Source organism: Novosphingobium sp. (genome assembly GCF_019748365.1).
Taxonomy (GTDB): domain Bacteria; phylum Pseudomonadota; class Alphaproteobacteria; order Sphingomonadales; family Sphingomonadaceae; genus Novosphingobium.
In genome coordinates this window covers 1-12524 of record NZ_JAIEPN010000205.1, presented here as the reverse complement: position 1 = coordinate 12524, position 12524 = coordinate 1, and the positions used below count along the sequence as shown (strand labels likewise).

At 59.9% G+C, this 12524-nt stretch carries 9 protein-coding genes; all 9 read left to right on the top strand.

The features are described 5' to 3' along the window. The first annotated feature begins 367 nt into the window (after window positions 1-367). Window positions 368-2362: a helicase-related protein gene (locus tag K5Q19_RS21725; protein WP_292949592.1), complete on the top strand. Its 1995-nt coding sequence runs from the start codon at window positions 368-370 to the stop codon at window positions 2360-2362. Beyond that, complete coding sequence (locus K5Q19_RS21720; RefSeq protein ID WP_292949589.1) at window positions 2359-3180, top strand: hypothetical protein; 822 nt, start codon at window positions 2359-2361, stop codon at window positions 3178-3180. Before K5Q19_RS21725 ends, K5Q19_RS21720 begins: the two co-directional genes overlap by 4 nt. Before the next feature lie 14 nt (window positions 3181-3194). After that, window positions 3195-6101 carry a DUF1156 domain-containing protein gene (locus K5Q19_RS21715; protein WP_292949586.1) on the top strand — a complete coding sequence of 969 codons (2907 nt, stop codon included), beginning with the start codon at window positions 3195-3197 and terminating at the stop codon, window positions 6099-6101. Between the two features lie 6 nt (window positions 6102-6107). Beyond that, window positions 6108-9410 (top strand): DUF499 domain-containing protein, encoded by a 3303-nt coding sequence (locus K5Q19_RS21710; protein ID WP_292949584.1) that lies wholly within the window; start codon window positions 6108-6110, stop codon window positions 9408-9410. 144 nt (window positions 9411-9554) lie between these two features. Beyond that, window positions 9555-10262, top strand: a complete 708-nt coding sequence (locus K5Q19_RS21705; protein WP_292949582.1) for a hypothetical protein — start codon at window positions 9555-9557, stop codon at window positions 10260-10262. A gap of 96 nt (window positions 10263-10358) precedes the next feature. Next, the gene (locus K5Q19_RS21700) at window positions 10359-10553 is read left to right on the top strand and encodes a helix-turn-helix domain-containing protein (RefSeq protein ID WP_292949580.1); all 195 of its coding nucleotides are present in this window, start codon (window positions 10359-10361) and stop codon (window positions 10551-10553) included. Window positions 10554-10557: 4 nt separating this feature from the next. Further along, window positions 10558-10749: a hypothetical protein gene (locus K5Q19_RS21695; protein ID WP_292949578.1), complete on the top strand. Its 192-nt coding sequence runs from the start codon at window positions 10558-10560 to the stop codon at window positions 10747-10749. Further along, entirely contained in the window at window positions 10739-11656 is a 918-nt protein-coding gene (locus K5Q19_RS21690; protein WP_292949575.1) for a CHC2 zinc finger domain-containing protein, read from the top strand. Before K5Q19_RS21695 ends, K5Q19_RS21690 begins: the two co-directional genes overlap by 11 nt. Window positions 11657-11790: 134 nt before the next feature. Next, window positions 11791-12524 (top strand): DUF3987 domain-containing protein (locus K5Q19_RS21685; RefSeq protein ID WP_292949572.1); only part of this gene is annotated, 734 nt, incomplete at its 3' end.

Genomic DNA, 12524 nt, shown 5'->3' with positions numbered 1-12524 from the left:
CATCAACCGATCCACATGACCGCAAGGGGGTCCCTTTTGCGCGCCGATAGGGGGGCCCGATTGGACGCCGATTGACATCCAAGGTGGCAGTGGCCCCAATCCTAACCTGACCCGTGCACAGGCGCTCCCTAACTACGACCCCGATGACTACGAGGATGTCACTGCTGAAGAGGCCGAGGCGGTCGAAGAGGACATCGTAGATCGGGCCACCGCTGCCGCAACGATTGCCGAGCTGGAGGCCGAGCTGATCACCCTCCGTGCCTTGGAAGGCCAAGCCCTTCGCCTGAAGCTGTCGGGCCAGGATACCAAGTGGCGCGAACTCGAATCGATCTTGGACGAGCCAATGATGCTTGACCAAGCCACGGGTATGCGCCGCAAGGTCCTGATCTTCACCGAGCCCAAGGACACGCTCGAATTCTTGCAGGCCAAGATTGCCGCCCACGTTGGTGACCCTAGCGCCGTAGTAGTGATCCATGGCGGCGTTGCCCGCGAGGCTAGGCGCGCAGCTATCGCAGCATTCAACTCCGATCCAACTGTTCGCGTGATGATCGCCAACGATGCGGCGGGCGAAGGCGTCAACCTTCAGCGCGGTGCGCATTTGATGGTCAACTACGACCTGCCGTGGAATCCTAACCGGCTGGAACAGCGGTTTGGCCGCATTCACCGCATCGGGCAGACCGAGGTCTGTCACCTGTGGAACCTCTGCGCAGCCAACACGCGGGAGGGCGAGGTTTATCGCCGTCTGCTTGAAAAGCTGGAGGAAGCTCGCGCTGCGCTTGGTGGCAAGGTCTATGATGTCCTCGGCGAACTGTTTGAGGGCCATGCCCTTCGCGATCTGCTTGTCGACGCCATCCGCTATGGTGACCGACCCGAAAAGAAGGCCGAACTGTTCGAGAAGGTCGAAGGCGTCGTTGATGTCGAGGCGATCGAGCGCCTCGTTGCTGAACGGAAGCTCACCACCGAAGGTATGACCTCGGCCTCTGTCGCCGAGATTCGCGAGCAGATGGAACGGGCACAGGCCCGCCGCCTCCAGCCGCATTTCATTGGCGCGTTCTTCCGTGAGGCATTCTCGATGCTTGGCGGACGCATTTCCGCCCGCGAGGCAGGACGCTTCGAGATCCTCCGTGTGCCATCGATCCTCAAGGAACGCGACCGGCTGATCGGCAGGGCAGACCCGGTTCTGGATCGCTATGCCCGCATCACCTTCGACAAGGCGTTCATTCCCGGCCAGCCTCAAGCGGAGTTGATGGCACCCGGCCATCCTCTGCTAGAAGCACTCGTCGATGTTGTTCTGGAACGCTTCCAGCCCCTGCTTCAGCAAGGCGCAGTGCTTGTTGATGAAGCGGACGAACGCGAAGCCCCGCGCCTGCTGGTCTACCTCGAACATGCAGTAAAGGATGGCCGGGTTGTCCGGTCTGGCGAGCCTCGCACGGTGTCGCAGCGGCTTCAGTTCATTCTGCTTGGTCAGGACGGCCAGGCCGAGGACGGCGGCCCCGCACCTTATCTTGATTGCCGCCCGATCACTGCGGAAGAGCGCGATCTGATCCGCGATGCGCTGACGGCGCCCTGGCTGGCGGGCAATGTCGAGGAGCAGGCACTGAGCTACGCGATCCGCGAGCTGGTTCCCCAGCACCTCAACGAGGTCCGACGGCGGCGGCTTGCCGAGATCGACAAGGTCGAGCGGGAAGTGCGCGCGCGCCTCAACCGCGAGATCAACTACTGGGATGGCCGCGCAGCGCGGCTCCGCGAAGAGGAACGCGCAGGCAAAGAGCAGCGCATCAACGCGCAGAACGCAGAAGCCAATGCGTCACGCCTCGTCGAGCGCCTGCACAAGCGTCAGAGCGAACTCGACAAGGAGCGCCAGATCGCAGCGCTGCCGCCTGTGCTGAAGGGTGCTGCGCTGATCATTCCGGGCGGTCTGCTCAAGGCCAAGGGCGCGCAAGAACATCGCCGCATGGATTTCGTCAACGAGGATCCACTAGCCCGCGCCGAGAGTGAACGGATTTCGATGGAGGCCGTCATGGCCGCCGAGCGCGCCTTGGGCCACTTCCCGCGTGATGTCGCGCTGGAAAAGAAGGGCTGGGACATCGAGAGCCGGCATGGTGAGACCGGCCACCTGCGCTTCATCGAGGTCAAGGGCCGCCATGCCGATGGGCGTGACCTGATCCTGACCAAGAACGAAATACTTGCCTCGCTCAACGCATCCGAGCAGTTTATTCTGGCCATAGTGCAGATCGAAAATGGGTTCGCCCGCGAGCCGGTTTACGTCAGGAACTTCTTTGATCGAGAACTAGGCTTTGGCGAAACCGCCGTGGTCTTTAGCGTGAACGATCTCATCAGCCTTGGGGCTTCACCGACATGAAACTGGGCTACACCGAGTTTTCCTTCGGATATGGGTTCACGGAAAACCTGCTCCGCTGGTCGGCAAAGAAACCCGCAGGCTGTCCGGTGTTCCCCAACCTTATTCAGGAAGCCAGCTTGGGTTATGATGTGCGGATAGACCTACCAGCGGCTCCATTGTTTTTTCAATTCAAGCTTCCGGAACTGATGACCACGCGGCGCGCGAAGGAGATTAAAGTCCACAAGCTGTCAGGTCTAAGTTGCGACTTTTTTCGAATGCCGCTGATGCGGAGGGATAAGTCTGATCAGCATCGGCTGCTCATTCAACTCGAAACCCAGTTTCCTGGGCGCGTGTTCTACGCCACGCCTGTGCTTCCAACGCTCGGACGGTTCAACGCGGAATACAATGCGGGCCGTATCCACCAACATACAGCATTCATTTCCCCGCAGGCGATCGGGCCTCTGCCGGACGACCTCTCCCACCACGTCTCCTACAAGACCACGTCTAGCGGCTGGTTCTGCAGCGAACCTCGGCCTTTGGAGATCATAACTTGGGACGCCTTGCTATCCGATATTGAGTCACCTCAAAAGGATCGCCCACAATTGGAACTGGGTGAGCTGATGCACAGGGTACAGACATCACTCCGGGAGCTTCGCGGTGATTCTGTTCGCGTAGACGAGAGGGCTGTCCGCAATCGGGTCAGCGCCAGGCGGCGCCTACGCGATGGCGCCGCGCTTGATCCCGAGAGGCAAAAGATTGTGGACGAGCTCCTCGTCTCTCAGGAGATGGCTCGTATAGGACTGGGTGTCGAAATGCTGATCGCTCAGCCGCAAACCTAGTTGCCGGAGTACCAATGGAAGCCACCTCGTCGCGGCCGATCCGCAAGAAGCTCATTGAGGTCTCGATCCCGCTGGAGGCGATCAACAAGGCGTCGGCGCGGGAGAAATCGATCCGGCATGGGCACCCTTCCACCTTGCACCTGTGGTGGGCGCGGCGGCCGTTGGCGGCTTGTCGGGCCGTGCTGTTTGCGCAGCTAGTCGATGATCCGTCCGCTTGGCCCGACCGGTTTCCGACCGAGGAAGCGCAGGACAAGGAGCGTGCGCGCCTGCACCGGGTGATCGAGCGGTTGGTGCCGTGGGAAGCCTCGAACAACGAGACGATCTTGAACGAGGCGCGATGGGAAATTGCCCGTACGGTGGCTTGGGGACTCGGCGAGGAACCGCCACCGCAGCAGGATACCAAGGCGATCCTCGACTACCTCCAAACCAAAGCTCCGCCGGTTTATGATCCGTTCTCGGGAGGCGGTTCGATTCCGCTGGAAGCGCAGCGATTGGGCCTGCGCGCCTATGGCTCGGACATCAATCCGGTCGCTGTGCTGATTGGCAAGGCGTTAGTCGAAATTCCGTCGAAGTTTGCGGGATTGGCCCCAATCAATCCCGAGGCCCGATTGGAATTGAAGCGCAGTGGCGGCACTTGGACCGGCAAGCGCGCACAGGGATTGGCTGAGGACGTGCGCTACTACGGAGAGTGGATGCGCGACGAGGCGAAAAAACGCATCGGCCATCTATACCCGACAGCTACGTTATCGGATGGATCCCAAGGTTCAGTCATCGGCTGGATATGGTCCAGAACCATTCGCTCACCCGACCCTGCGGCCCAAGGTGCAATGGTCCCGCTTTACTCGTCCCTAGTTTTTTCGCGTATGGTTCGAAATAAAGCTTGGGGAGAGGTAGTCTTGGACTCATTAGCGGAGGATGGCTGGCGCTTTACAACACACACAGGGAAAATCGAACGGGCTGACGAAGAGCGCCTCAGAAAGGGTAACGTTCAGCGTAGTGGCGGTGCCATCTGCACACTAACTGGTGCCTCAATTCCATTCACCTATATTCGATCCGAAGGCACAGCGAAGCGCCTTGGTCGCCGTTTAATGACTGTGGTTGTAGACGGACCAAAAGGTAGAGAATATCTGACCCCATCCAAAGATCACGAGGAAGTTGGTAAGGCATATTTGAATGCCGATAAGCCGGATGTAACTCTCAGCGGAAAAAGTCGAGTGAACCTTTCCTTGTATGGATTCAATAATTTTGGAGATATATTTACTGATCGTCAAGCACTTGCCCTCGCGACATTTTCCGAATTAATTGATTCAGTAAAAACAAAGGTTGCCGAAGAAGCAATAGAAGCTGGCCTTGCGCTAGGAGAAAATTTAGCAGATGGCGGCGACGGCTCAATTGCATATGCCGATGCTATTGCAACTTATCTTGCGTTTAATATCTCCAGCGTTGCGAATAGCTCGTCACAGATTTGCACGTGGGATCCTGGTGGTGCTGGCTGGAACACCAAAGTTCGGAATACGTTCTCTCGTCAAGCGCTCCCAATGACATGGGATTTCGTTGAGATTAACCCCTTTTCGGGAAACTCCGGAAGTTTTGATGTAAACCTCGGATACTTGGTGAAATCAATTTCGGAGATAGGAATTTCCAAGGGGTTTTCCTCGGTAAAATTACTTGATGCATCAAAAAATAATTACGGAGTCAGTGAACCTGTATTTTCGACAGATCCGCCGTATTATGATAATATTGGCTATGCTGACTTGTCGGATTTTTTCTATATATGGCTCCGAAAATCGTTGAACGGCGTTTGGCCCAACTTGTTTCGACGCTTATCAACTCCAAAAGATGATGAACTTGTTGCTACACCGATGCGCCATGGCGGTAAGCAGCAGGCAGAAGATTTTTTTATGAAGGGCATGTCATCGGCAATAACTGCCATTCGAAAATCAGCTTCGGATGAATTTCCAGTCGCCATATATTATGCGTTTAAGCAGGCTGAAGTCGCGGAAGATGGTATAACTTCTGCTGGATGGGCTTCGTTTTTACAGGCTGTGGTCGATTCGGGCTTAGTTGTTGATGGGACTTGGCCCGTTCGGACGGAGAGTGCTGGTCGCCTTATTGGGAATCAAGCCAATGCTCTCGCATCCTCGATTGTGCTAGTCTGCCGTAAACGATCAGATCAAGCGGCAGTTGTAACACGAGGTGAATACATTCGCCTTCTCAAGCGAGAGCTCCCGCAAGCGATCGAAGATATTCGGACTGCAGGCGTAGGCCCAGTTGACATGCAGCAATCAGTCATAGGCCCCGGGATGGGTATTTTTTCTCGCCACATGAAAGTCTTAATGGATGACGACTCTAGTATGACGGTCAGAACTGCACTTGCGGATATCAATCGCATCTGGGGTGAAATTGAGAATGAGGCCGATGCCAGTCTTGACCCAGAAACACAGGTCGCTCTGGCGTGGTTTGCAACCTACGGCTTCGACGCGCGCACCTCGGGCGAGCTTATCATGCTTGCAAATGCCAAGAATGTGGCAAGCGATGCGCTGTATAAGTCAGGTGTGTTTCAAGACCTGCGAGGAAAGGCGCAGCTGACCCCGCGTACCGATTTGCCGAAAGATTGGTCACCTTCTACGGACAAAACTCTCACCATTTGGGAATGCGTTCAGCACGCTGCGCGAGTGTTCCGCGCCGAAGACGGAGGCGAGGTGGCGACAGCACGACTAATCGGCGAGATGGGGAATCGCTCTCAGGAGGCGCTACTGCTGGCAGGGCGCTTGTTCCAGATTGCGACCGACAAGGGTTGGTCGCAGGAAGCGCTGGTCTATAACGAGCTGGCTGCTGAGTGGCCGCGACTGGAAGCTCTGGCCGGTGATCTCGCTGCCTCGGCCCCGGTCAAGCCAGTTCAAGCCAATCTGGATTTGTAAGCTGCCATGACCGAGATGCTCCCGACCCAGCGCGTGCGCGATGCCCTTGACCAGCTGCAGCGCGGCCTTGCGCCGTTCGTTGAGGCGCGCATGGCGAAGCAGCATGGCAAGGACTGGCGCAAGCTTGCCAGCCGGGCGGGCGGCGGAGATACCGACAGCCCGCTTGACACCTACGGTCTGCTCAAAACGGTCATCGACAACTGGCGCTACACGTTCGAGGATGCATTCCAGCAGCGGGATCGGTTCCGGATCAGGAACTTCGTCTCGACCGCGCTCGATGCCCGCAACGCCACCGCGCACCTCACGCTGCCGCTGCAGGACAACGATGCGCTGCGCTACATCGACGCAATCCACGAATTGCTGAGGTCGGTGAAAGCCGATGATGCATCAGTCGCGACGGTCAAGGCGCTCTATGAGGCCCAACGCGCCACAGGCGTGGCTGCACCGGCGGCAGCGCCCAAGGAAAAGCGCGAAACGCTCTCTCTGCCGCTGGGTGAGCCGCAGGCCCCGGTCGCAAGCGGATCGAACCTGCGCCCGTGGATCGAAGTGGCCTTGCCGCACCCGGACGTGCTGCAGAACCGCTTCAAGCAATCGGAGTTCGCGGCAGACCTGTTCGCCGTCGATTCCGGGAATGCCAGCGGCGACTATACGAACCCGCGCGACTTTTATCGAATCACCTTCCTGACCGAAGGCCTGAAGCGGGTCGTCACCACTGCAATGGAACGGCTCTCCGGCGCGGGTGGTGATCCAGTGATTGGGCTTCAGACTGCGTTCGGCGGCGGCAAGACCCACACCATGCTCGCGGCCTACCATCTGTGCGGCGTTGACGAGCTCTCGCTCCTCGACGGCGCTGGCGAAATTGCCGAGGCCATTGGTCTGACGCGCTGGCGGCGGCCCAAGGTTGCCGTGTTTGTCGGCACGTCGACCGGGCCGGACGTTCCGCTGATCCACAAGGACGGGCAGCGGATCGAAACGCTGTGGGGCTATATCGCGTATCGGCTGGCTGGGCGCGAAGGACTGGCACTGGTCGCTGAAGCAGAAGCCGCGCGGACCAATCCAGGCTCAGAGTTGATGGTCGAGGTGCTGCGGCTGGCAGGTCCTTCGCTCATCCTGCTCGACGAACTGGTGGCCTACGCGCGGCAGTTGCCGGAAGATCGGTTCGAGGCATTCCTGTCCTTTATCCAGTCGCTAACCGAAGCGGCAAAGATGGTCCCCGATGCGCTGATCATCGGCTCGCTACCGGAAAGCGAGGCCGAGGCCGGCGGCGAGAAGGGCAAGGCGGCGCTGCTCCGGCTTGAGAAGATCTTCGGCCGCGTGCAATCGCCTTGGCTGCCTGCATCTGGCGATGAAACTTTCGAGATCATTCGGCGTCGGCTATTTCAGCCCCTCGACACAGAAGGTGAGAAAGCGCGCGAAGAGACGGTCAAAGCGTTCCACGCGCTCTATCGGAACAACAAGGCGGAGTTTCCCGCGCCAGCCAGCGAGCCGCGCTATCTCGAACTGCTGCGGCTTGCGTATCCTATCCATCCCGAGCTGTTCGAGCGGCTATCCAAAGACTGGGCCAGCCTGCCGAACTTCCAGCGGACGCGCGGTGTTCTCCAATTCATGGCGAACGTTATCGGCGTGCTGTGGCACGAACGGACCAGTGACCCACTTATCACTCCGGGCCGGGTGCCGGTCGCCCATGAGCGGGTGCGGGCCAGCATACTCTATCCGCTGAACCCGGCCTTCGGAGCGGTGGTAGATCGCGAGGTCGATGGGCCGAGTTCGCTGCCAGCGCAGAAGGAGGCCAACCCGACCCGGCGCATATCGCAAGCGAGGGCAGCGACCCGCGCAGCGCGTGCAGTCTTCTTGTGCTCAGCCCCGCTGGCTGGACAGGCGAACGCCGGTGTCGTCCATCCGACCATCCGGTTGGCGTGTGTCGAACCCGGCGATCAGATTGCGATTTTCGGCGAAGCGCTCCGCGAACTTCTGGAGCAGTCGGCCTACCTTTACGAGGAAGCTGGAAGGTATTGGTTTTCCACGCAGCCAACTCTGAACCGGCTGGCCGACGAGATTGCCAAGGCATTCCCGCCGCACGATGTGGACGACGAAATCGTGCGGATGTTGCAAGAAGACGCGCGGAGCCGCGACAGGTTTGCAAAGGTTTTTGCCGCCCCGGACGAGGCTTCCTCGATCGACGAGGCCAACGCGCTGTCGCTTGTCATCCTTGATCCGAAGGCTGTCCACTCTGGCAGAGGTGCAGTCCAAAGTGCGGCGACCGAAGCTGTGAGCGAAGGCCTTACCCGGTGTCGGTCAGCACAGCGACGTTACCGGAATACGCTGTTCTACGTCGCTCCTGACGAAGCTCAGCTTGCCACGGCGCGCGAGGTCGTGCGGCGGGCCAAGGCCTGGGCGCAAATTGTCGACGACAAGCGGCTCCGGCGCGAGATGACCGAGGCGCAATCCGATGACGCGAAGGACAAAGCAAAATCGCAAAAGGAAGCCGCAGCCAAGGCGGTCCGCACGGCTTGGAGCCATGTGATTTACCCAGTCCAGGCAAGCGAGCCGGGAAGGCCATTTGACCTCGATCATGTTCAGCTTAGCTCGCGAGACAGGTTGTCGATTCCGGCGGCTGTGTACGACAAGATCAAGTCTGACAGCCTAGTCTCCGAGCGGCTGGGGCCAGAAACATTCTGGAGCAAGGTATCGCCATATTGGCCTGATGGTCAGCCGCACCTCGCCGTCAGTGAACTGGTCGATTGGTTCGCATCCTACGCGTACCTGCCAAAAATTCGGGACCGGGTGGTCATTGATCAAGCGGTACGCGAAGGCGCAGCCAAGTTTGACGCAGAGTTTGGATATGCGGACGGCTTCGATCAGGCAACCAACCGATACGATAACCTTCTGCTGGCCAAAGCGCCGCCGGAGTTTCTGCCGTCAACTGCAGTCATCGTCCGCAAAGAAGTTGCGCGTGCTGTACTCGACGCGCTTCGAGCGCCGTCTCCAGATTCTTCAGGGCCGCGTCCCAGCGGCGAAGGCTCTACTCCGGCACCACAAAGACCGACAGGTGAAACAGCAAAACCCACTGGGCCAAAACGTTTCTATGGCTCGGTCGATATCGATATGGTTCGCCCGATCAAGGCAATTGAGACGATCCTAGAGGCTGTGGTCATGCAACTGCAGAATGCGCCTGGCACTCGGGTCAGTGTCACTTTGGACATTGAGGCGATCTCAACAGATGGATTTTCGGATGCCGACGTCAGCGTCATTCGAGACAATGCCAAGCAGCTAAAGTTCAAAGCGGAATCAACGGGCTTCGAAGATTGAGCATTGAAGTTGGCTGGTTTGAGACGCAGGTCTGATGGGCACGTCCCGTATCGCCGAATAAGATTAGTTTTGCAGGCCGACGGAAGGTCCTCGGGTCAACGCGAGGATGGTGGTGGGGATGGCAGCGAGGATGAGTAGGCCAACATGACAAACTCATCGCCAGACTGGATCACTTGCGGCGAGGCGCAGCGGCTGGTCTGCGAGATCTGCAAATCGGCGTCGTCAGATTGCGAGCCGTTCCGGTCCGTTCTGCGAATGGGTCTGCTTGGCCACGTCCGAGTATCGGCGGATAGGGCCGTAGCCTGCAGATGGGATTCGGCCGATGAACTTGCGGATACAATCGACCTGGAATTTGACGACCCTGTCGATCATCCGGAAACCAACTTCTTCCTTCAGCATCTCCTCCATCGGTACGGCAACGATGCTCCCGGTCTGAAAGGCTTCGCGTGCTTCCTCACAGGGACCTTCGAATTCGGTGACGACAGGATTGGTGACACGCCCCTGCTTTGGAGCTTTTACGTTAGCGGCCTTAAGTTCTCGCGCACGGACATGGTTCGCCTATTTGGAACGACACCTACCGCGATAGACCGAAACAAGAGTAAAAAGTCGGGTGGCGCGCCAACAAAGTACGACTGGGAAGGGGCGCTGGTTCATCTGATAGCAGTTGCCAACAGCCGCGACGGGCTACACCCGCAGGACAAGGTGACGGCAAGTCATCTCGCCAGACTAATGGGCAACTGGTTCTCGGAGAATAGCCCGGACGGTGAGCATCCGGCCGATTCCCTTCTACGCGAGCTTGGTCGCCGTATCGTTGCTGAAATTGAACGCTTGGTCAGGTCCGGCAAACGGTGATGCGGAGTTAGTGGCAGTTAGTGGCAGTTGCCGGCAGCAAAGGGAGATGCCGCCTGCATATGAGTGAGGCCGTCCAATCACAGGAGGCGGCTTCAGATGACACCCGAAATCCTCAACACCGTCGAGGCTGCGAGTTACCTCGGCCTCAGCAAGCCCACGCTGGAGCGCATGCGGCTCAAGGGGAATGGCCCCAAGTTCGCAAAGCTCAACAGTTCGGTCCGCTACCGCAAGGCTGACCTCGACGCCTGGCTGGAGAGCAGGCTCGTCCGCTCCACCTCGGAGCAGGTCTGAACCGATGCCTGCGGAACAACAAAGCCCCGCCGCACCCGGCGGGGCTTCGCGCGAAATGCTTGGCGGCCCTTCGTGCACAATTCTTACCGAACCCGACTGGCGCGCGCAACTGATCGCGCGCCGTCACCATGTTTCCCTCCTGCTTGCCCGCGTGATCGGGGCTGAGCATTTCCGGGAGAACGCCCATGAAGGCTGAGACCCACATCGACATCGCGGCCCTGCGCCAAGCCAACCTGCTGCCTGAGATTGCCGCAGGCATCGTTGCCCTGACCCGTCAAGGCAACGAGTGGAAGGGCTGCTGCCCCTTCCACCCCGACCGCTCGCCCAGCTTCACCGTGTTCGCCGAAGGGCAGCGCTTCCACTGCTTCGGCTGCGGCGCTGGCGGTGACGTGCTCGACTTTCTGCAGCGGCTGCACGGGATCGGCCTGCGCGAAGCCGCCGCCATCCTGGCCAGCCGCAACCTGCCCGCCGTGCAACTCGCACCGGCGCCGCTTGACGAGCGCAGCGATCGCATTGCCGAGGCCCGGGCCATCTGGCGGGTCGCCATGCCGGTTCAGGGCACGCCGGCCGAAACCTACCTCCGCGCGCGCGGGCTGCACCTGCCGATCCCGGCCTCGATCCGCTACGCTCGCCTGCGCTATGGCAAGCATGGGCGTGAGTACCCCGCGCTGATCGCTGCGGTCGCCTCGGCCGATCATCACCTTGCCGGCATCCAGCGCACCTATCTCAGCAGCTGCGGCACGGCGAAGGCCCCGGTGCCTAAGCCCAAGCTCTCGCTGGGCCGGGTGGCGTGCGGTGCAATCCGGTTGGCGCCGCCAGCGCGGCGGCTGTTCGTTACCGAAGGGCTGGAGGACGGGCTGACGTTGATGCAGGACCATGGCTGCGCCGTGTGGGTCGCCTGCGGCGCCAGCATGCTTCCTAGGATGATCTTCCCGGCAGGCGTTGAGGAAGTGATTGTCGGCGGAGACAACGACGCTGCCGGCCGCGAGGCGGCGCTCCGGGCGGTGGCAACTTACCGCGCCCGCGGCATCCGCTCGCGCGCGATCTTCCCGGTCGGGGCAAAGGACTTCAATGCCGAGCTGATGGAAGGGCGCGGGCTGTGAGCGGGCCTATCGCAGATCACGCTTCTTGGCCCGATCCGCGCCCGCTGCCGAGTGCGCTGGCGCCCGTGCAACTGTTTGATTGCAGGCTGCTCCCCGAACCGTTCCGGCCATGGATCGAAGACATCAGCGAACGCATGCAGACGCCGCCCGAGTTCGTTGCCGTGCCCGCCATGATCGCCGCCGGTGCTGTCATCGGCCGCAAGGTCGGCATCAGGCCGCTGCAGAGCGATGACTGGCAGGAGGTGCCGAACCTCTGGGGCTGCATCGTCGGCCGGCCGGGGGTGATGAAATCGCCCGCCATCAAGGCTGCCCTGAAACCGCTGGCACAGTTGGAAGCCAGGGCCAACGAGGAGTACCAGCTCGCGATCGAGACCTGGAACAACGAAGCCGACGAGCGCACGGTCCGAAAAGAGGCACGGAAGCGTGCGCTCAAGAAGCGACTCGATGCCGACCTTGATGCGGACGTCTCGGACCTGGCGGCGGACGAAGACGATGAACCGGTCGTCCGGCGGTACAAGGCCAATGACACGTCGTATCAGGCGCTGGGCGAACTGCTGCGCCAGAACACCAATGGCCTCCTGGTCCATCGCGACGAGCTGATGTCGCTGCTGCGGGCACTGGATCGGGATGACAACTCCGAATCAAGGGGCTTCTACCTCACCGGCTGGAACGGGTCCGAATCCTATGTTTTCGACCGGATCGGTCGCGGGACCAACCTGTTCGTACCATCAGTCACGCTCAGCCTGCTTGGCTCGACCCAGCCGTCGCTCCTGCAGAACTACGTTCGCGGCGTGATTGATGGCACGTCGATGGACGATGGCCTGCTGCAGCGCTTCAGCATGACGGTCTGGCCTGACATGTCGTCGCA